Origin of the sequence: [Clostridium] citroniae WAL-17108 (genome assembly GCF_000233455.1) — a bacterium.
GTDB classification, from domain to species: domain Bacteria; phylum Bacillota; class Clostridia; order Lachnospirales; family Lachnospiraceae; genus Enterocloster; species Enterocloster citroniae.
The window spans coordinates 1817-22599 of the sequence record NZ_JH376422.1 but is presented as its reverse complement, the minus strand read 5'-3'; the positions used below and the strand labels follow the sequence as shown (position 1 = coordinate 22599).

Genomic DNA, 20783 nt, shown 5'->3' with positions numbered 1-20783 from the left:
TTCTCAAACAGGCCATTGTGTGTTATGGTATATGATAGATGATATTCCATTTGCAGACGAGGTTAACACACATGAAAATAGACCGCCTTATTGGCATACTTTCCATTCTTCTCCAAAGAGAAAAAGTCACTGCGCCCTACCTTGCGGACAAGTTTGAGGTTTCACGGCGGACCATCAGCCGCGACATTGAGGATATCTGTATGGCCGGTATCCCTATTGTCACGGCAAGAGGAGCAGGAGGAGGCATTTCCATTATGGAAGGCTTCCGCATGGATAAGACACTTCTCACTTCACGGGAAATGCAGTCTATCCTGGCCGGGCTTCGCAGCCTGGACAGCGTGTCCGGTACAAGCCGGTACAAGCAGCTTATGGACAAGCTGGCGGTTGGAAACCAGGACCTGATCAATGTGGACAGCCATATTGTGATCAACCTGTCCTCCTGGTACAAGGAATCCCTGACCCCAAAGATCAAGCTGATCCAGGATGCCATTGAGGACAGCTGCCTGATCCATTTTTCATACTATTCTCCGTCCGGGGAAACAGGACGGACCATTGAACCCTACACCCTGGTATTCCAGTGGGCGTCCTGGTATGTGTGGGGATATTGCTGTCTCAGACAGGATTACAGAATGTTTAAGCTGAACCGGATGGTGGATCTGGAACTGAAAGGGGAGCATTTTAAAAAGCGTGATATGCCTGCATATGAAAATGAACCCAATGGTCCCTTCCCCATCCGGTTCCGGGTAAAAGCCATCTGCCAGCCCCAGATCAAGTGGCGGGTGGTGGAGGAATTTGGAGTAGAGAGTCTGACAGAGATGGAGGACGGCAGGCTGCTTTTTCAGGCCGGATATTCGGACAAGGAGAATCTGCTGTCATGGATACTCAGCCTGGGAAGCCAGATCGAGCTTTTGGAACCGGCAGAATTCAGGGAGGACTTGTTACAGATTGCAAATGTACTTTGTAAGCAGTATGAGCAAACATGACATACAGTTGTCCTGTTTGCAATGGTACAATGAAAAAAAGAAACGGGGTGCTGTATGGAGAAGACCGTTACCTGCTGCGGCTGTATCTGTGATGAATGGGGCACTGGATTGAGAGGAGGTAAGACGGATGGCTTCAAGTTTGGACTATGTCCAGTATGTTGCATCACAGCTGGCCGGTGCCGGCGTGATCACATATAAGAAATTATTCGGCGAGTACGGGCTGTGGTGCGGAGGTAAATTCTTCGGCACAGTGGAAGAAAACCAGTTCTACGTTAAGATAACGGAGGCGGGACACAGGATGCTGCCGGATGCAAAACCAACGGCTCCCCATGGAGGCCGGCCGGGAATGTACCTGGTGGAGGACCTGGATGACGCCGGGTTTCTCACAGAACTTGTGATAGTGACGTGCGAAGCGCTGCCCGAGCCGAAGACTGGGAAAAGAGAGGGGAAGAAGGCGCTTACCTCTCAGGTTTCCAAAAATAAAACTTAAACCTGTCTGTACTTTGGGTCTGCCATTTTGGCAGATCTATTTTTTTTCATCTGAATACTTCCATGGTGTATTTCTCAATGCCCCCACCTTCCTGTTAGGATGACAAAATAGTACAATAACCCGATGAAATAATCAATATTTAATGCAATACTGACGAAATAGTACAGTAATCCGGGAAGATAAACCAAGATTTTCCCAATTAATCCTTTTATAATAGTCCTAAAGATGGCTGTTATGCATAGGGCGTCTAATGGCCATATGATAAAAGGATTGAGATTACCAAAAAATGTAAGGTACATTTTAGGAATCTCCCCGGCCCCATCTTTGCGGCTGATTTTCCGCCGGTTGCGTACAACTGACAAAAAATCATCTCGCAGATCTGAGTACCAGTGGATCCCGAGAGTACACTAAGTATTGAGGAGGAAAAAAATGAATAACGAAGTTCTTTCTTTTAGAGGTGGGAAGTACACAAGTCTTATCCCGTTTCTGCTCATGGTTGCGGGACTGCTGGGATGTTCCGCAATGGGGCTGGCTGCTATGGAAGCATTCTGGGTGGTAGCCTGTGTATGCATTATGCTGGGGATGGTGCTGGCATCTGACTCGGCAAAGTATTTTGACGCCATCATCCACGGTGCAGCATCTCCGCTGTATATCACACCTATTTTCTGCTGGATCTTTGCCGGTATGTTTGCAAGTATCCTGAAAGCTTCCGGGTTGGGAAACGGTCTGGTCTGGATGGGGCTGACCTTTAACATAGGCAAAGGATTTTTTGCGGGTATTACCTTTCTTGTGGCAGCGATTTATTCCACATCCAATGGTTCCGGCAGTTCAGCTATTGTGACAATTGGTGCGCTTTTATATCCGGCAGGTGTGGCACTGGGGGTCAATCCCCTTGTGATGGCCGGAGCCATTGTCAGCGGAGGTGCCTTTGGGGACAATCTTGCCCCGGTATCCGACTCCACCATTGTGGCTGCTGCCACTATGGGAGTGGATATTCCCGGAGTTGTAAAAACACGTCTGCCATATACTTTGGTGGCAGGGGGGATATCCTTTTGCCTGATTACGGCTCTTGGTTTTATCCTGGACAGCGGTGTTTCCATATCCGCAGAACAGTATGCCCTTATCACCGGCCAGGCGGACCCTAAAGGGCTGATCATGCTCGTCCCCGCGATCCTGGTGATCGTCCTGGCATTCCGGGGTATCAACCTGATCCTGTGTATGTCAATGGGGGGCGTGCTTGCCGTTATAATGGGGATTCCCTCCGGACTTCTGACATGGAGCGCTATCATACATGTAACGGATTCCGGGATCGGCGGAGCATTGATAGAAGGTATTTCAGGCTTTATTGGCCTGATCGTATTTATCATCTTAAGTGCGGCAGTTATTCAGCCCATGATATCCAGCGGTGCAGTAGGATCCCTTCTGGGCAAGATCAAGAGATTCATCAAGACGCCCAGACAGGCTGAGGTCACAAACTGGTTTGTGATCGCGCTGTCCGCATTCGGCCTTTGCAACAATGTGACATCCCAGATCGTAGCCGGTCCTATTATGAAAGGGATTGCTGAAGAGTACCACATCTCTTTGTACCGGGCGGCAAATTTCTCAGACTCAGTGCAGGCCATGTTTGGGTATACCATGCCATGGGGCGGACAGAGCATCCTGATGTGTGCAACCGCAGCAGCGGCAGCGGCCACCTATTCCTGGTGCCCGTCCATTACCAATCCGCTGGCTATGATTCCCTTTACGGTCCATGCGTTTGTAATTGCCCTGGTCTTCCTTTTTTCAGCTGTTACCGGAGTTGGCAGGAAATTGGATGAAAAGGCGGAAGATGCTGTTGGATATGTGAAAAAGAATATGGAAGAAAATGTGGAAGAGACCTTAGCGGAAACCACGGCAGAAACCATCATTGAAACGATTGCATGATAGATATCGCTTTTTGATTGATATTCCTTACACCTTAAAAATGGATCAGATAGAGTAATGGTTTCCAGAATTACCATCTATCTCCTAACGTATTTCCATTAATTATGTGGTATTATCCTTTTGTAACAAAAATGTAATATTTATGTAACAATAGGAGGAACATACCATGAAAAAATTATCAATTTGCCTACTGACAGCAGCAACTACCTTGGCAGCAGCGGGAGCGATCCCTGCAACCGCGTATGCTGCAACCGGTACATACAACATTCCAGGAGGAAAGGTGGTTGTGATCGGCGGTACTATGAACGGAGCTAACTGCGACCAGATCCTGCCAGGCATCAATCTTCCGGGAATCCAGTTTCCTGGAGTGAATATACCGGGATCCAATGTACCGGATAACAGCCTTCCCCTTCCCGAGTTCCCAATTCCGGACCAGCCGGGAAATATGCTGCCGGACCAGCCGGGTGACACCACACCGGATCAGCCGGAGACTGATGGAAGCCAGGATGCATTTGCAAACCAGGTGGTAAAGCTGGTGAATGAGGAAAGAGCCAAAGCCGGCCTGTCACCGCTGACCGTGAACAGTAAAGCTGCAAACGCTGCCCAGACCAGGGCCAGGGAGATCGAAAAATCCTTTTCCCACACCAGGCCTGACGGAAGCAGTTTTAACACGGCGCTGACCGAAGCAGGGGTGAGCTTCAGGGGAGCAGGGGAGAACATTGCCTATGGTCAGACCACACCTCAGCAGGTAATGGAAGGATGGATGAACAGTTCCGGCCACAGGGCCAATATCCTGAATGCAAATTATACCTCCATTGGAGTGGGGCATTATAAGAATGGGGCAGGGGTAGATTATTGGACACAGCTGTTTATCCAGTAAAGATAATTTTATTAAAAAGGGTGAAGTTAGGATAGGGATATCAATACAGAAAGCGTCAATTCCGGATTCGGGATCGGCGCTTTCTGCACGTATATAACATTTATCAGATGAAATAATCGGATAAATAGCAAGTATTGCAACAAAATAGTCAGTTAATGTAATGTACTTTGATATAATTATCTGATAAAATAATGCGTGATAATGAAAGATCAGAAAGCAATTTGGCTAAAATGCAGCAATCCATTGGGAAATCAGATGAATCTGATCATGAGAATGGTTGCCGGAAAGGGGAGATCAGAAGGGTTCGGCATTTTAGACCATATAAAACACGAAACAGTTCAGGACGGCGGGTAAATGGGTGCAAAAGCGGGCGTTAAGCTTGCTCATAAGTCCGTTTTTGCATCCATTTTCACATCGTATGTCCTGAACAGTTACTAAAATTTAATATATCTTGAAAGGAGAAAGGTAATCATGTTTCTACAGCATTTAGTTAATGCATTGAGTATTGGAAGCGTCTATGCGCTGCTTTCCATTGGTTACAATATGGTTTACGGTATTTTGGAAAAACTGAATTTTGCCCATGGAGATGTGTATGCAGTTGGATGCTTTGTGGTATTTTCCATGATTGGAACGGGGTGTAATCCAATTCTGGCAATTTTACTGGGATGTTTAGCAGGGTTTATCCTAAATGTTATTGTGGAGCGGTTTGCATACAGGCCGCTGCGGGATTCCGGGCGTGTGGCGCCCACCATTTCCGCTGTTGGTATTGCCTATATCATGAGGAATCTGATACAGCTGATCTGGGGGACTGAGACTTACAATTTTAATCTGGGGATCTTTGATATGTCCAGTATCAGTATTGGCGGAATCGTCATAGGAAAACTGCAGATCTATATTTTGATGATCTCCCTGGTATTGATGATGGTTATTTCACTTTTGCTAAAAAAGACCAAATGGGGTCAGGCGATCATCGGTATTTCACAGAGTATTCCGGCAGCTTCACTGATGGGAATACCGGCCAACCGGGTGATTTCCATCGTATACGGCCTGGGTGCGGTCCTTGGTGTGATCGGAGGACTTCTGTTCTGTTCCTACTACCAGATGATCTATATGGGGATTGGTTTTGCCTATGGTACCATGAAGGCCTGGATGGCAAGCATCTGGGGCGGTATCGGAAGCCTGAAGGGTGCGATCGTTGGAGCGTTTGCGCTGGGGCTGGCGGAAACCTTTATCGGAGCCTACGTGTCATCTGCGTACAAGGATGCCTTTGTATGGCTGATATTTATCATTTTTATCTTAATCCGTCCACAGGGTATGTTCCCTGCACAGATTGCAGAAAAAATATAAGGAGGAGAAGATATGAAAATGGACAGCATACTGAAACGGAAAAATTCTGTTTTATTGGTATTCCTGATTGTAGTTTGTACAATCCCGTTATTTGTTAAAAATACATATGCGTTAAAAGTGATCAACAATGTTATGATCTATTCCATCATTGCCCTTTCCATCAACCTGATCGTTGGCTTTTCAGGGCAGCTGGATTTTGGAAGATCGGCGTTTGCCGGGATCGGCGGATATTTTTCAGCTATTATGATGAGCAGGCTGGGAGTTCCCTTTATTATCAGCTTTATTGGCGGCGGACTGTTTGCCTGTTTATTAGGGCTGCTGTTGGGAATGTTGTGCAGGTACTCCTCCTTTGACTATCTGACATTAATCACCATTGGATTCAGTGAGATCGTTCGGCTGATTCTTCAAAACTGGATCAAGGTGACAGGCGGAGCCTTTGGTTTTGTGGCGGAACGGCCTAAATTATTTGGATATACATTTGCAACCCATCAGTCCATGTTTTATTTTAATTTTGTTCTGCTGATTCTTTGTTACATTGTGATCCGCAGGATCACGCGGTCCAAAATGGGAAGAGCGTTTATGGCATTGCGGGATGACCCCATTGCTGCCGCTTATGCAGGGATTGACGTTGCGAAATATAAAATGATCAACTTTGCAGTGGCATCCTTTTTTACAGGGATCGCAGGCGCCGCACTTGTCCATTATACAATGTTTGCATCGCCCACCAATTATACCATAGATGAGTCCCTGATCATGCTCCAGATGCCCATCTTAGGCGGCCTGGGCAGCCTTCCCGGATCCATTGTGGGAACCGTGATCCTCACTGTACTGCCCGAAATCTCCAGATCCTTCTACAATTTCCGTCTCCTGTTCATGGGCGCTTTGATGGTTATCCTCATGCTGTTTGCACCCAATGGATTGTTTGGTGTGAACGGAATCAGGGATCAGATCATGGCATATGTAAAACTCAGGAAAGGGGAAAAGAAAGAATGAAAGAAATATTAAAGATTGAAAATGTTTCCAAAAATTTCTCCGGACTAAAAGCGCTTTCCGATGTTTCCCTGGAAATCTATGAGGATGAGATCTTTGGATTGATCGGGCCTAATGGCGCTGGAAAAACAACACTTTTTAATGCGGTTTCAGGCTTTTCCATGCCAAGTTCAGGCAAGGTGTATTTTAACGGAAAAGACATGACCGGAAAAAAGACAACCGACTATGCTTTGGAGGGACTTGCAAGGACATTTCAGAATATCCGGGTATTTTCAAAAATGACGGTCCTTGAAAATGTAGCCGTGGGGATGCACAAAAACGTCCATACAGATCTCTTTTCCATTTGCATGAACAACAAAAAACAGAAAGAGGCTGAAAAACAGGCGTCTGAAAAGGCCATGGAAATACTGCGGTTTTTAAAGATTGAAAGATTCGCAGATGAGACAGCCGGAAACCTTCCATACGGTACACAGCGTCTTGTAGAGATCGCAAGGGCGCTGGCCAGTGAACCTAAACTCCTTTTGCTGGATGAGCCTACAGCAGGTATGAACCAGCAGGAAACCATGGAACTGATGATGCTGATCCAGGAGATACGAAAACAGGGTCCGGCCGTGCTGGTAATTGAACATAATATGAAATTCATGATGAGTCTCTGTCACAGGATTGCCGTCCTGAATTTTGGCCAGCTGCTGACATTGGGCGAGCCTGTGGCCGTGCAGAATGATCCTCAGGTAATCGAAGCCTATCTGGGAAATAGTGAGGAGGAATAGCATATGGCTCTGGAGGTAAAAGATTTAGTTGTAAAATACGGTGAGATTTCAGCGCTGAGAGGAATATCCTTTACAGCGGAAGACGGAAAGCTGACAACCCTGATCGGTTCAAACGGAGCGGGAAAAAGTACTCTGCTAAAGACAATTTCAGGACTCCTAAAACCTGCGGCAGGAAGTATTACGCTGGACGGCAGGGAGATTGGAGGAATGGAAGCTGACAAGATCGTGACCCTGGGTATCTCCCAGTGCCCGGAGGGAAGAAAAGTATTCCAGAATCAAACGGTTTATGAAAATTTGAAAATGGGAGCATTTACAAGAAAGGACAACGGGGTGGAGGCTGATATTGAAAATCATTTTAACACCTTCCCCAGGCTGAGGGAGAGACGCAACCAGCCGGCCGGTTCCCTTTCCGGCGGAGAACAGCAGATGCTTGTTATCTGCCGGGCACTGATGGCAAGGCCCAAGCTGCTTTTGCTGGATGAGCCGTCCATGGGATTAGCGCCGATCGTTGTCCAGGAAGTGTTTAATATCATTAAAGGTGTAAATGCCCAGGGCACATCCATATTGCTGGTTGAGCAGAATGCAAAACAGGCATTGAGAATTGCGGATTACGGTTATGTGCTGGAGATCGGTAATGTGGTTGCTTCCGATACGGCGGAGAACCTTCTGGCAAGCAAGGCCATCCAGGAAGCATATCTGGGCGGAGCTTAAGCGTACGAAAAACAGATTTTGTCTGAGGAGGAAGGGAAACATGAAATTCTATAAGATTGACGACATTGAAGGATTTTTTAGGACGGTTGACAAGTGTAAGGGCAGGGTTGAACTGCTCACCGAGGAGGGGGACAGGCTGAATCTGAAGTCACAGCTGACCAAATGTGTGTCTCTGGCCACATTTTTCTCAGGAGGGGAGATTAAGGAGATGGAAATCCTGACCTCGGATCCCGGGGATATGGACCAGCTGGTGAGATTTTGTATTTACCGTTAGATGAAAAGCTGAATTGAGTTTTGGTTATGTCCGGCATAACAGTCGGTATTCTTTTGGCGTATAGCCGGTTATGCGTTTGAACTGCTTATAAAAATAGCTGATCTCAGAGAACCCCACCCCATAAGAAATCTCGGAAATGGTGGTCTGTGAATCTCTGAGCAGCCTGGCGGCAACCTCTATGCGGTAGTGGAGTATATAATCAAAGGGAGGTATGTTAAGCATGCGCTGAAAACACCGCCCGCATTCGCTTTTGCTTATATTGCATACATGGGACAGTTGAGACAGGGTTATCTTCTGTTGGTATGAATGATGGATAAAATCCAACATGAGCCGTATTCTCTGGCTGTCAATTGAGTCTTCTGTCTGAACCTGATCCAGAATAGAGGGAGAATTGGCAACGATCTGATGCCATATGGAGCAGGACTGGGATTTGATAAACAGTTCATACCCTGTGCACCGATGCATTTCCGCATCAAAAATACGGCGCAGGGACTCCAGAACCTGGGACTTCCACGCAAAGTCCTCCTGCAACACGATGCATTTAAAAAGGGTATTATTGATGATCGGGGCAACATATTTGGTGTAGAGAAGGATATCGCTCTGGCTGCTGATCAGAGACGGGTCCATATGCAGGGTGATGGCGCAGCTGTCTTCTTTGGCCAGTGAGTTGACACAGTGGAGTGCATTGGAGTTGATAAAGATCCCCTCTCCGGGATTCAGTATATACTCATCGCAGCCCATGGAATATTTGACCTGCCCCAGAATCACAAGACTGAATTGCAGTGAGCGGTGCCAATGGTTTTGAAAGGTAGTTAGTGAATGCTGTTTAAATTCATCCAGGAAGATGCTGTAAGGAGAGAGGTCGGAACTGGAAAGGCTGATCTCCTCCAGCTGTTCGTTTACCCCTATCTGCGGGGCACGGGTGATGGTATCATAATAGTCCATAAGTGACTGGCATGTTTCGCTGATATAGTACAATTAATTGCGGATATCACCGAGTGATGCCTCTCCTTTCTCGTGATATAATGATTGTATCAGACGAAACGGTAATATTCAACAAATAATCCAGAATAATTACAGGGATAAGCCGGCATGTGCCCTGTATGGGATCAATGAATAGCCGTATGGTTTAACGCTGTTGTTATGCTGTAATAATACAATAATCTTATGATGCAAAATTATGATACAAAATAAGGGGAGGTAATCATGAAAAAAGCGATTGTTAGCGTTTCGGTATGTCTCATTATGGCCATGGTACTCAGCACAGGATGTCAGAAGGCTGCTTCAGTGCAGTCTGATAAAAAGTCAGAAACTACAAAAAAAGCAGAATCAGCCGTACAGGGATCAGCCTCGCAGGAAGCCGCTTCACAGGAAACGGAAGCAGGGACCATTCGGTTTGCTGTGGTAGGGCCCATGACAGGAGATGCGGCTTCCCAGGGAGCGCAGCAGCTGAATGGAATCCAGCTGGCTGTAAATGAAATCAATGAAGCCGGTGGAATCCTTGGGAAAAATCTGGAGTTTGATGTGTATGATGACCAGCTGAATCCCAATCAGACGATCATCTGCGCAGAGAAGATTGTTGCAGATCCCGGTTACCGTTTTGTTATGACCACGGTGTCTTCCGGAGGGACTCAGGCATCTTACCCTGTATATAAAACAGTGGATTTGCCTGTTATCGCAGGTATCAATACAGCGGATCATCTGACACAGCACGGGTTTGAGAATTTGCTGCGAGTCAGTTACAGGGATAATGCAAATGTGGCGCAGCTGTGTGACCTGATCGTAAATGAAATGAAGTTCCAGAAACCGGCCATCATCTATACGGTTAGCGACACGGATGTATCTTCTTATGAGTACTGTACAGGTTATCTGGAAGATACATATGGGATGGAGTTTATTTCCACAGCCTGTGTGAACCCTACCACGGAGAAGGATTACACGGCCCATGTAACTAACTTTAAGAATCAGGGAGCGGACTGTGTTATCATTATGTCGGAATATTCCCCGGCAGCACTTTTTACCAAGCAGGCCCGCTCTCTTGGATATGATGGCCAGATCTTCTCATTGGGAGGGGCGTCCAACCCTCAGTTTATTGAAATCGCAGGTGAGGCAGCAGAAGGATTTGTTTCCGTATGTGGATTTGACCCCACGGTGGAGAATGAACAGGTCCAGAGGTTTGTGGAGGCATACAAGGAATTGTCAGGCTTTGCTCCCGGTGAGTGGGGGGCAGGATGCTATGACTCCATCTATGTGGTGGCGGAAGCCTTAAAGTCAAAGGAAGCAAAAGACCTGACAGGGCGGGATCTGGTGGAGTGGCTCCGGGCGAATACGGATTACAGCGGCGTGACAGGTGAGGTTGCTTTTGACGGAAATGGAGATAATGTAAAGTGCAAAGCACATTTTATCCAGGTAAAAGACGGGGCATTCCAGCATTTTGAGCCATAGGAAATGGTCAAATGACAAAATTAAGAGTTGGAGGCATTAAAACAGAAATGAAAATAAGGGATGTAATTACATATGCACTTCGTGAAACACTGGCAGATCCCACCGCATATGGAAATGGGATTATCAAGGAGCGCTGCTCTGTGATTGTGAAAATTGAGACAGATGAGGGAATTGTGGGCTGGGGAGAATCCATGTGCCATGGCACACAGCCCCCGGAACCCGCCAGGATCACGATCGACAGCTGGTTAAAGCCGTTGTTAATTGGGAGAGACCCCTTTGATGTGGAAGTTTTATGGGAGGAAATGTATAATCTGACCCGTCAGGTGGGCCAGGGAGGCATTGCCGTGAATGCAATGAGCGGAGTGGACATTGCACTGTGGGATATTATTGGAAAAGCAGTACAAAAACCAGTGCATAAGCTTATTGGCGGCGCCTTTAGAACAGAGATCCAGCCTTATGCCACCGGATTTTACAGAAAGGAAAATTTTACCTATCAGGATTCCATTGATGAGGCGAAGATGTATTTGGAAGACGGGTTTAAGGCATTTAAACTGGTCATTGGGTTTGATGTGAAGGATGATATCAAGTTTGTCCATACGGTTAGGGAGGCTGTGGGTGATGATGTCCTTATGATGGTGGATGCCAACTGCGCATATAATGCAGGAACTGCAAGGCGGGTTCTCCTGGAGACTGAGGACGCAAAGCTGAATTTCTTTGAGGAGCCGCTTCCACCTGAAGATTTGGAAGGATACAAGGAGTTAAAGACCTTGACGTCCACCTATATTGCAGCTGGTGAGAATGTCTTTGGAAAGATTGGATTCAGACACTGGATATCAGGCCATGTCCTGGATATCCTGCAGCCGGAACTGTGTTCCTGCGGCGGCATCACCGAGATGAAAAAGGTGGCAGCCATGGCTCAGGCATATAATACCATGGTGATCCCCCATGTGTGGGGGTCGGGGATCGGTCAGGCAGCTTCCCTGCAGTACATTGCGTCCCTTCCGCCAACCCCTCTTTGTCTGAATCCCATGGAGCCGATGATCGAATTTGATAAATCAGAGCATCCTTTCCGAAACGATCTTGTATATGGAAGGGTCAGAATGGAAAACGGAATGGTAAAGGTTCCGGATGGACCGGGTATTGGAGTTGAGGTGAATGAGGAAGTTCTGAAGCGGTTTTCCGTGGATTGACGGATATAGACGTAATATGGCGGCAGCCGTTTGAGAACTTTATACCGGGAGAAGGTATTTAAAAGGCGTTAAAAACCAGAAATGGGATTTAAACGCCTTTTACTGTTTTTATTTTTTTTGCCCTTCCAGCGAGGCCTGTCTGTATTCGGACGGACCAATGCCAACGATTTTTAAAAATGTCTTATAAAAATAACTGTAGTTATGGTATCCGGAGCAGCGGCAGACATCCCTTATTGAAAGGTCGGTTGTCAGATACTGCTTTGCTGTATCGATCCGTTTTTCATTGATATATACATTCAGTGTTTTACCGGTGTATTTTCTGAATACACGGCAAAGATGATATTTGCTGTAAAAAAAATGTTCGGACAGAAAATCAAGGCTTAAATCCTCATTGATATGTTCACTGATATAAGTAATCAATTTTGCGATGACGGCAGCGGTCTGGGTGTCCGTTGTGTCCAAAATTGATGGGGGGGGGGGTATTGAAATCGCGGTACAGGTCAGACAAAATCTCATAGATAATGGAGCGCAGCATAATGTCGCTTCCGGAATACTGTGGGAGCTGTTCGTATTTCAGTAGCAGGGATACGTACTCATTAAAGCGGACGGTTCCCACAGCTAAAATAGGATATCTGTTGTTTTCAGAATGGAATAACTGCAGTAGGTTTGTCTCCTCAGTGCAGGCCTGCAACAGGAAATTACTGTCCAGGGATATACAGAATCTTTTATAATAGGTCCCGTCATTCCTAAGTTTAACATAGTGTGGCTGGAAGATGTTGAGAAACACAATATCTCCCCCCCTTAGGGGGTATTCCTGGTCCCCGATCAGAATGGAGCCGGCATCCTGAAGATAAAATTGTACTTCATAAAAATCGTGATAATGCCCCCCGGGAGTAAACTCATAATCTCGGCTATACAAGATACAGCTGTAATCACCGCGGTAGATATTTGCGCTCTTTAGATATACATCCACCATTTTCACTCCTCCTTTTGTACAGGCGCAATTTTTAGCTTCTAATTATTATAGCCTTGCGGCGGACCTGTGTAAAGGCTGAAGCAAAAAGAGGGCAATATATGAAAACATAAATTTGAAAAAAGAAGTAGAATGCAGAATATTGGGCAATATGCTACATTTATTACCGTAAATTAGAAAAAAATAGTAATAGTTGACCAATATTGCCTAGTTGATTACTTATTTTGCGGTCGGAATCCCTAACTATTGTTATTGCATTTTTCCTGTGATAGTATAAGAGCACGTTGAAGACATAACCAAGCAAGATGTTAATTGGAATCAGGTGATGACTTCTGCAAAGGAACATACGGCCGATGTTCAAAAAAATGTCTTATCATTTTATTTAAAATGGAGGAAAAATATGAGCAATGATTTAAAAGCTAAAAAGCTTACATTTTATGGCGGTATTTATATGAGTTTAATACCGTTCCTGTTATTTATTTTAGGATCCTTTGGCCTGGCGATTTTTAATATTGCAACCGTTGAGGGATTTTGGATCGTGGCAATTGTGGGTATTATCATCGGCATGTGGCTTTGTAAAGATCCGGTGGCATATTTTGATGAGATCTGTCGCGGAACAGCGTCAAACCTGCTGACAACAGCCATTTTCTGCTGGCTGTGGTCTGCTGCTGTCGCAGGTATTCTCAAGGCATCCGGGCTGGTTGACGGATTGATCTGGCTGGGATTAAATGTCCATTTGACAGGCGGGCTTTTTGTGGGATTTACCTTTATCCTCGCCAGCATGTATTCGACCGCAACAGGCACTGGCAGCGGAACCGTGGCGGCAATGACCGTACTCCTTTATCCGGCCGGAGTTGCCCTGGGGGCAAGCCCGTTTTGGATGGCGGCTGCCATTATCAGCGGCGGCGGTTTCGGGGATAACCTGGCGCCTATTTCAGATACCACCATTACTGCGGCTACAACCATGGGAGTGGATGTTCCCGGACTGGTTAAAAACCGTATGCCTTATACCATTGTAGCAGGTTTGATCACTCTGGCTATTGTAACAGGAGGAGGGCTTTTGTCCTCCGGAGCTGTTGAGATCTCGGAAGAGGCATATCAGGGAATCGTAGCACAGGCTTCCCCGGAAGGTCTGATCATGCTGATTCCGGCAGCATTGATTGTATTTTTGGCCATGAAGGGTAAGACGCTGATCGAGGCCCTGACCTATGGCGGGATTGTAGCGATCATTCTTGGTCTTGCCACCGGATTGTTTGACTGGAATTTACTGGTTGCCGTTGATACAGTGAACGGAACCGTGGGAGGGGCCATTACTGATGCCATTTCAGGCTGGTACGGCATGATCGTTCTCATTTTCCTGGTGTTTGCCCTGGCTCACATCATGCAGGTGTCCGGTGCTCTGGCAGCCTTGCTGGAAAAGATAGAGAGAAGGTTTGTCAAAACAAAGGTTGGGGCAGAGATTGTCTGCTGGTGCTGTATTGCGGTTTCGGCACTTGGATTATGTAATAATATTACATCGCAGATCGTTGCCGGACCTATTATGCTGAAGATTGCAAACAAGTACCACCTTTCCCACTACAGGATCGCCAATTTCTCAGACGCGGTCCAGGCAGCATTCAGCTACACCATGCCCTGGGGCGGCCCGGCCCTTACATTCTGTGCCACCTCCATCATTGCCAACTCTGTATATGGGTGGTGCCCTGTTGTCACATCACCGGCATCCCTGGCTTTGGGAGGGGTTTACGGAATTATAATCGGCCTTGTATACCTGATCTGCGCCATCACCGGTATTGGCAGAAAATATGACCAGAAGATGGAAATTCAACGTCTTGGATATACGGAAGAGTATTTTATGACTCAGGAATAGCCAATGCGTCCTTAAAGTTGTCGATCCTAAGAGAAAAGGCAGGTTATTGTAAATGTCATCATTCGAGCAAGAAATGTAATAGGAAAAATAACAGAACCAATTTATACTTTAGATAACATACCCTCAGTGGATAAGGGCACACACGCCCCAACTGCCGTCTTTTGGCGGCTGGCTGCGTTAACATCAGTCGGCGTACGCCCAGCGACAGTAAAGCCGCAGAATCGCAAATCTGTGGTACAAAACCGTGTGTTCCCTTGTCTACTGAGGGTAACTTGACATGAGGAGGAGTAGGAAGATGACGTTTGAGGAGCAGAAGCAGCGGATCTTACAGGGAAAGATGTATAATGACTTAACCCCGGAACTGGTGGAAGCAAGGAGAACTGCGGTCGAGCTGACCAATGAATACAATGCCAGCTATGGGCAGGCGCCGGAAATCCGGGAACCTATACTAAAAAAACTGTTAAAGAACGTGGGAGAGCATGCTTTTTTTGAGCCTGGCTTCCGCTGTGAATTTGGATTTAATATATCGGTGGGAAAGAATTTCTATGCCAACTTTGACTGCATTCTGTTGGACCCGGGTCCCATTGAAATAGGGGATCATGTGCTGTTTGGACCCCGTGTATCCATCTATACGGCCAGACATGCTTACAACGCTGCTGAGAGGGCAGCAGGAGCCTGCTTTGCAAAACCAGTAAAAATAGGCAATCATGTATGGGTGGGAGGCGGCGTGCACATGGATCATGGGATTACCATAGGCGATAACACCATTATAGGCGCCGGCAGTGTTATAACCAGGGACATTCCGGCCAATGTGGTTGCGGCAGGCGTACCCTGTAAGGTGATACGCCCTATTACGGAAGATGAGAAAACAGACTATTTTGACATATTAAAGAAGTATTAGGAGGATGGTCATGAAGACATTATATATATCAGATCTGGACGGAACTCTGCTGAACAGCAAAAAGGAAGTGACGGATTACACGGCCGGGATCATCAACCGGTGTATTGAGGCCGGAATGCTGTTCTCTGTTGCCACCGCAAGAATGCCTTATGGTTGTGATTACAGACTGAAACAATTGAACCTTCAGACCCCGGCTATCCTGACAAACGGCGTGTTTATCTATGACTTTAACACAAAGAAATACCTTCACGCAGAGAAGATAGAAAGGGATGCGGCACGGGAAGTAATAGGAGCATTTGAGGAAAATAAAAAATCCTGTTTCATGTATCTGTTCCATGATGAACAGATCAGCATCTGCTACGGTGATGATTCCTTAAAAGCCCAGGAGCAGTATTACAGCAAAAGGGCCTTGGAGAGCTGTGAGCGTGTGTACCGGACCGATGATTTCAGAAAAGAGATGGAACAGGGGGATGTGGTCTACTTTGCCCTCACAGGCACGGAGCAGGAATTAGAACCCATCTGCAAAAGCCTTGACCAGGTCCGGGGAATCCACTATACCTGTTACCTGAATATCTATAATGGACTTTACTGTCTTGAGGTGTTCAGCCACAAGGCCAGCAAGCGCCATGCCCTTTTAAGACTGAAGGACATGCTGGGATGCGGCCAGCTGGTGGTGTTTGGGGATAACCATAACGACATGCCAATGATCGAGATCGCTGACAGAAGCTATGCGCCGGCCAATGCGCTGGAGGTGGTGAAGCAGGCAGTGACGGATGTACTGGAAGACTGCGACCATGACGGCGTTGCAAAGTTCCTCAGAAGAGAACTGGGAATATAAAATAAAAAGGTGCTGGTTCAGATGGACGGCACAGGCAGGGAACCCTCCATCAAAGAATGGTCCACTCAATCCATTCCTATGCCCGAGCTACCCCAGGGTCTTATCAGCCCTTGCTCAACCCTGCCTGTGCCGCCATCTGAGCCGGCACCTGACTTTTAGTATTTATACCCTTGTCCGATGAGGGTATCCATATAAGAAGTATCAAAAACAGCCCAGGCAATGATTCCATTTAGGAATATTGCCTGGGCTGTTTTTGCCAATCCCTTATTTAATCCCACATCTGCATGGCTGCTCCCTTTTCCGGAGGCAGACAGTTCTTGGCATAGGTGCGCATAAATCCTTTTTTAATGTTCGGTTCCGGAAAGACCAGATCTTTTTGTCTCTTTTCCAGCTCCTCATCAGACACCAGCAGGGTCAGGGAGCGCCCCGGGATATCAATATCGATCAGATCCCCATCCTCTACCAGGGCGATGGTTCCGCCAATGGCCGCCTCAGGCGATACATGTCCGATGATGGGACCGTGGCAGAAGCCGGAGAACCTTCCGTCTGTGATCAGCGCAACGCTTTCGTCCAGGCCAAGGTTGATGATGGCCTCGGTGGCTTCCATGATCTCCACCATTCCGGGCGCGCCCACGGGGCCGCAGTATCGGACCACGATAATATCACCGGGCCGTACCTTTTCCTGGATAATGGCGTCATGTGCCTCGCTGTCGCTGGAAAATACCTTGGCCGTACCACGGAAATGATGCATGCTCTCCTTGACTGTGGAGGAGCGCACAACACAGCCGTTGAGGGCCAGGTTTCCTGACAGGATCGCAAGCCCGCCGTCCTTTACGATCGGATTGTCCAGGGAGCGGATCACGTCATCAGGTTCGGATGGGACAGTACTCAGGATCTCGCCCAGGGTCTGGCCGCTGACATTCAGGCATTCCTTGTGGACAATGGATTCCAGCTGCTTAAAGATGGCAGGCACACCGCCGGAATAGAACAGGTCGTCCACTGCGTAGACTCCGCTGGGGCGCACATTTGCAATACATGGCGTGGTGCGGCTCAGTCTCTCAAAATCCTGTAAGGACAATTCAATATTCAGCTCATTGGCCAGGGCCAGAAGGTGGAGGACCGCGTTGGTGGAACCGCCGATGGCCAGATCCATGTAGATTGCATTTTCAATGGCTTCCCTGGTGATGATCCGGGAGGGGACCAGATTCTCGTGGACCATATCCACGATCCTGCGTCCGATCTGCTTACAGCTGATGATCTTGTCTGTGAATACGGCAGGGATGGTGGATGCACCGGGAAGGGTCATTCCCAGGGCCTCGGCCAGGATCTGCATGGTGTTGGCTGTTCCCATGGAGGAACAGGCACCCATGGACGGGCAGGCACTGCACTCCGCTTTTAGGATGGCTTCCCTGCTTGCGGTTCCTTTTGAGATCTGTCCATATGAGAACTCGGTGACATCGCACTGCAGGAACTGTTTGCCGTCCAGACGGCCGGAGAGCATGGGTCCGCCGGTACAGCAGATGGCCGGGATGTCCAGTCTGGCAGCTGCCAGAAGGGTGCCGGGGACAATGTTATCACAGCCGGATAAAAGAACCAGTCCGTCAAAATGCTGGACACTGCTCACAATCTCAATGCCGGATGCCACAATGTCACGCATGGCCAGGTCCATACACATGGTATCCGTGCCAATGGCAACCTCGGCGCAGGTGGAGGGGAGTCCGAACTCAAAGGGAACGCCGCCTGCCTGCCATATAGCGCTTTTCACAGCAGCAGCCAACTCCCTCAGATGGGCGTGGCCTGCGGAATTTTCGCTGAAGGTGTTGGCAATCCCGATGTGGGGGCGGTTCAGGTCCTGGGGGTCATACCCGCTTCCCTTGTACACTGAGCGGGAATGCGCAGCGGAGTCGCCTGTAAAGTATTTCTGGTTAAAGTCTTTCATATTATTTCTCCTTTTCCATGATCTCCTTGTATTTGGCAGGATTGATGCCTGTTACATTTTTAAAGGTCCTGTAAAAATGATTGTAGTTGTTAAAGCCAACTTCCTTACTGACCGTAGTGATGGGAACCTGGCTTTTCAGTGACAGCTTGGCTTTGTCGATCCGTTTGGTAATGATGTACTTGTTCAGGGTGGTGCCTGTATACCGTTTGAACATACGGCTCAGGTGAAAGGCGCTGAAATTCACATGCTCTGCAAGCCGTTCCAGGGAAAGGTCCCCGGCAATGTTGGCGTCTATGTAATTGATCAGCTCCGTGATGACGGCAAGGCTTCTGGAGTCCGTGGCACTGATTTCCTGCCCGTCATAGAAAATGTCGTAGATATGGGCAAAAATTTCCAGGATCAGGGATTTCTCCATGATATCCCGCCCGTGTCTGACGGTTAAATGTTCGTGCTTATTGTAAATGCTCACAAAGGTAGCAATCTGTGCCGGGGTCAGAGGCTGGGAGTATTTTACGTCAGCGCAGTGTGAAAAGATGTTGAACAGATTGGATGCATTGGAACATGCAAAAAGCAGCAGACTGGAATCAAAGGAAATACAGTAGCGTGTATATGGAACCTTGCAGGTAATGTTGATCTGATGCACATCAAACATATTGATCAGGACCATACATCCCTGAGTCAGCTCCCTGGTTTTGCCGTTCATGGTAATTTCCCCTATCTTTCCGTCCTCGGACTCGCAGAGGTAAAACTGCATCTCGTAAAAGTCGTGGTAATGCATTTCTTTTGAAAATTCATGGGTAGCGTCACGTTTGGTGATGGAATAGTTCCCATTATAAACATCTGTTTTGGATAGAAAAACAGCCTCCATTGATTCATGCCCCCTTCTTTTGGTAAAAGCAATAATTGTTATATAGAATCATATCACAAAAAAAATCCCCACTCAATTGATATATATGTAAAAAGCAAGATATGTAATGTAAAAAGCAAGGAAGTATATGTGGAGGAGCCTTGATAAATCAGCAAATACCAGGAAGGCAAAAAATGTAATACCAGCGGCAATATACTTAATCGACAAATAATGAAAGGTTGGATTATGATTAGTGCGTGCTAAGCAAAAGCAATAATTGCAACAAGATAACTACAACAAACAGAAAAGCGAAAAGGAGAAGATGAAGATGTCAGAATTAATAGTTATGTTAACACACAATGATGTAACGGTGCCGGATGCAATGGAAACATTCCTGGCGTGCAAGGACCTTCCGGTTAAGTATTGGGGATTTAAGGATCACGGCATGGAACCGGATAAGATGAAGGAACTGACACAGTGCATGAAGGACAACGGAAAGACCACATTCCTGGAAGTGGTAAGCTACACCGAGGCCGAGTGTATGCGCGGCGCCAAGCTGGCAGTGGAGTGCGGATTTGATTATCTGGTAGGAACCATCTTTTATGACAGCGTGTTTGAGTATATTAAGACAACAGATTTAAAGTATTGCCCATTTGCAGGTACAGTAACACAGAACCCAAGCATTCTGCAGGGAACTGTACAGGAGATGCTGGACCAGGAAGCAATGTTTGCTGAAAAAGGCTGCATGGGAACTGATCTGCTGGGTTACAGGTATGTGGACGGCGATCCGGCTGCCCTGTCGGCAGAATACATAGCAAAGGCAAAGAAGCCCGTTATCCTGGCAGGCAGCATTGGAAGCGATGAGAGGGTTGCAGAGGTTCTGAAAATGAACCCATGGACGTTCACAATGGGAAGCGCTCTGTTTGCCAAGAAATTTGTTGGGGACGGCAATTTCCGCCAGAATCTGGAATATGTCCTGGGCCTGTTGAAATGAGTAGGAACCTATGAAACAAAACATAAAAAATAAGCCTGCAAATAAAAAGTCAAGCTAAATTTTAAAGAACATTGAAAAATTTATACAGGTTGAAAAGTGGGTATCAAAATAAGACCGCCAGGATATGCCGGTCTAAAAACAGGTTTTACGTGTTGGTTATTCCGATGCCGGAAGAGAAGCAAGATATTCTTTCACTCGCCCATAGTAAATACGTAAAAATTTATTGGCACCTGCGGTCATGTAAACATAGTAAGGTTTACCTTGTGCGCGCTTCTTGTCCATGAATAGATAAACGGGATCATCCGGTTTGGTTTTAATTAGAACATCCATGACCTGGTACAGTGTTTTGCGTAAAGCGGGTGAGCCATGCTTGGAAACATGCACACTCTTCTGAGAATAATCCCCCGGAATCGTTCACACC

Annotated in this window: 20 protein-coding genes and 1 pseudogene; 15 read left to right on the top strand and 6 right to left on the bottom strand. The window is 47.0% G+C overall.

What is annotated here, in order from left to right; translation table 11 throughout:
- Positions 1-71: 71 nt before the first annotated feature.
- The 9 genes from HMPREF9469_RS13230 to HMPREF9469_RS13185 all read left to right on the top strand — a co-directional run bounded on the left by HMPREF9469_RS13230 (position 72) and on the right by HMPREF9469_RS13185 (position 8368).
- Positions 72-983: a helix-turn-helix transcriptional regulator gene (locus HMPREF9469_RS13230; RefSeq protein ID WP_007862687.1), complete on the top strand. Its 912-nt coding sequence runs from the start codon at positions 72-74 to the stop codon at positions 981-983.
- A gap of 127 nt (positions 984-1110) precedes the next feature.
- On the top strand, positions 1111-1473 hold the full coding sequence (locus HMPREF9469_RS13225; RefSeq protein ID WP_007862681.1) for a TfoX/Sxy family protein: 363 nt from the start codon (positions 1111-1113) through the stop codon (positions 1471-1473).
- Between the two features lie 429 nt (positions 1474-1902).
- Positions 1903-3396 carry a Na+/H+ antiporter NhaC family protein gene (locus HMPREF9469_RS13215; protein WP_007862678.1) on the top strand — a complete coding sequence of 498 codons (1494 nt, stop codon included), beginning with the start codon at positions 1903-1905 and terminating at the stop codon, positions 3394-3396.
- A 166-nt stretch (positions 3397-3562) separates the two neighbouring features.
- Positions 3563-4276 (top strand): CAP domain-containing protein, encoded by a 714-nt coding sequence (locus HMPREF9469_RS13210; RefSeq protein WP_007862677.1) that lies wholly within the window; start codon positions 3563-3565, stop codon positions 4274-4276.
- Positions 4277-4747: 471 nt separating this feature from the next.
- Positions 4748-5623: a branched-chain amino acid ABC transporter permease gene (locus tag HMPREF9469_RS13205; protein WP_007862673.1), complete on the top strand. Its 876-nt coding sequence runs from the start codon at positions 4748-4750 to the stop codon at positions 5621-5623.
- A 12-nt stretch (positions 5624-5635) separates the two neighbouring features.
- The gene (locus tag HMPREF9469_RS13200; RefSeq protein ID WP_007862670.1) at positions 5636-6616 is read left to right on the top strand and encodes a branched-chain amino acid ABC transporter permease; all 981 of its coding nucleotides are present in this window, start codon (positions 5636-5638) and stop codon (positions 6614-6616) included.
- The gene (locus tag HMPREF9469_RS13195; protein WP_007862669.1) at positions 6613-7383 is read left to right on the top strand and encodes an ABC transporter ATP-binding protein; all 771 of its coding nucleotides are present in this window, start codon (positions 6613-6615) and stop codon (positions 7381-7383) included. The genes HMPREF9469_RS13200 and HMPREF9469_RS13195 overlap by 4 nt, the downstream gene beginning before the upstream one ends.
- 3 nt (positions 7384-7386) lie before the next feature.
- Positions 7387-8094, top strand: coding sequence for an ABC transporter ATP-binding protein (locus HMPREF9469_RS13190; RefSeq protein WP_007862668.1), 708 nt, complete (start codon positions 7387-7389; stop codon positions 8092-8094).
- Positions 8095-8134: 40 nt separating this feature from the next.
- Complete coding sequence (locus HMPREF9469_RS13185; protein ID WP_007862667.1) at positions 8135-8368, top strand: hypothetical protein; 234 nt, start codon at positions 8135-8137, stop codon at positions 8366-8368.
- A 24-nt stretch (positions 8369-8392) separates the two neighbouring features.
- On the opposite strand, the gene HMPREF9469_RS13180 is transcribed toward HMPREF9469_RS13185, so the two are convergent.
- Positions 8393-9313 carry an AraC family transcriptional regulator gene (locus tag HMPREF9469_RS13180; protein ID WP_007862665.1) on the bottom strand — a complete coding sequence of 307 codons (921 nt, stop codon included), beginning with the start codon at positions 9311-9313 and terminating at the stop codon, positions 8393-8395.
- A 261-nt stretch (positions 9314-9574) separates the two neighbouring features.
- On the opposite strand from HMPREF9469_RS13180, the gene HMPREF9469_RS13175 reads away from it, so the two are divergent.
- Positions 9575-10813: an ABC transporter substrate-binding protein gene (locus HMPREF9469_RS13175; protein WP_007862663.1), complete on the top strand. Its 1239-nt coding sequence runs from the start codon at positions 9575-9577 to the stop codon at positions 10811-10813.
- 11 nt (positions 10814-10824) lie between these two features.
- Entirely contained in the window at positions 10825-12003 is a 1179-nt protein-coding gene (locus tag HMPREF9469_RS13170) for a mandelate racemase/muconate lactonizing enzyme family protein (RefSeq protein ID WP_007862661.1), read from the top strand.
- Between the two features lie 108 nt (positions 12004-12111).
- Here HMPREF9469_RS13170 and HMPREF9469_RS34070 read toward each other — a convergent pair whose 3' ends face one another.
- Positions 12112-12519, bottom strand: a complete 408-nt coding sequence (locus HMPREF9469_RS34070; RefSeq protein WP_082197750.1) for a helix-turn-helix transcriptional regulator — start codon at positions 12517-12519, stop codon at positions 12112-12114.
- Positions 12404-12979 carry an AraC family ligand binding domain-containing protein gene (locus HMPREF9469_RS13160; protein WP_007862659.1) on the bottom strand — a complete coding sequence of 192 codons (576 nt, stop codon included), beginning with the start codon at positions 12977-12979 and terminating at the stop codon, positions 12404-12406. Before HMPREF9469_RS13160 ends, HMPREF9469_RS34070 begins: the two co-directional genes overlap by 116 nt.
- Positions 12980-13376: 397 nt before the next feature.
- On the opposite strand from HMPREF9469_RS13160, the gene HMPREF9469_RS13155 reads away from it, so the two are divergent.
- The 3 genes from HMPREF9469_RS13155 (at position 13377) to HMPREF9469_RS13145 (ending at position 16582) form a co-directional block, all read left to right on the top strand.
- A complete protein-coding gene (locus HMPREF9469_RS13155; RefSeq protein WP_007862658.1) occupies positions 13377-14843 on the top strand; it encodes a Na+/H+ antiporter NhaC family protein in 1467 nt (488 codons plus the stop codon).
- A 295-nt stretch (positions 14844-15138) separates the two neighbouring features.
- Positions 15139-15744: a sugar O-acetyltransferase gene (locus HMPREF9469_RS13150; protein ID WP_007862655.1), complete on the top strand. Its 606-nt coding sequence runs from the start codon at positions 15139-15141 to the stop codon at positions 15742-15744.
- Positions 15745-15754: 10 nt separating this feature from the next.
- Positions 15755-16582: an HAD family hydrolase gene (locus HMPREF9469_RS13145; protein ID WP_007862654.1), complete on the top strand. Its 828-nt coding sequence runs from the start codon at positions 15755-15757 to the stop codon at positions 16580-16582.
- 268 nt (positions 16583-16850) lie between these two features.
- Here the strand turns inward: HMPREF9469_RS13145 and ilvD are convergent, their stop codons facing one another.
- Entirely contained in the window at positions 16851-18521 is a 1671-nt protein-coding gene (gene ilvD / locus HMPREF9469_RS13140) for a dihydroxy-acid dehydratase (protein ID WP_007862652.1), read from the bottom strand.
- Between the two features lies 1 nt (position 18522).
- Complete coding sequence (locus HMPREF9469_RS13135) at positions 18523-19389, bottom strand: AraC family transcriptional regulator (RefSeq protein WP_007862650.1); 867 nt, start codon at positions 19387-19389, stop codon at positions 18523-18525.
- A 307-nt stretch (positions 19390-19696) separates the two neighbouring features.
- On the opposite strand from HMPREF9469_RS13135, the gene HMPREF9469_RS13130 reads away from it, so the two are divergent.
- Positions 19697-20362 carry a hypothetical protein gene (locus HMPREF9469_RS13130; RefSeq protein WP_007862648.1) on the top strand — a complete coding sequence of 222 codons (666 nt, stop codon included), beginning with the start codon at positions 19697-19699 and terminating at the stop codon, positions 20360-20362.
- A gap of 156 nt (positions 20363-20518) precedes the next feature.
- Here the strand turns inward: HMPREF9469_RS13130 and HMPREF9469_RS32955 are convergent.
- Positions 20519-20743 (bottom strand): annotated as a pseudogene (locus tag HMPREF9469_RS32955) (IS110 family RNA-guided transposase); the annotation flags it as partial.
- Positions 20744-20783 lie beyond the last annotated feature (40 nt).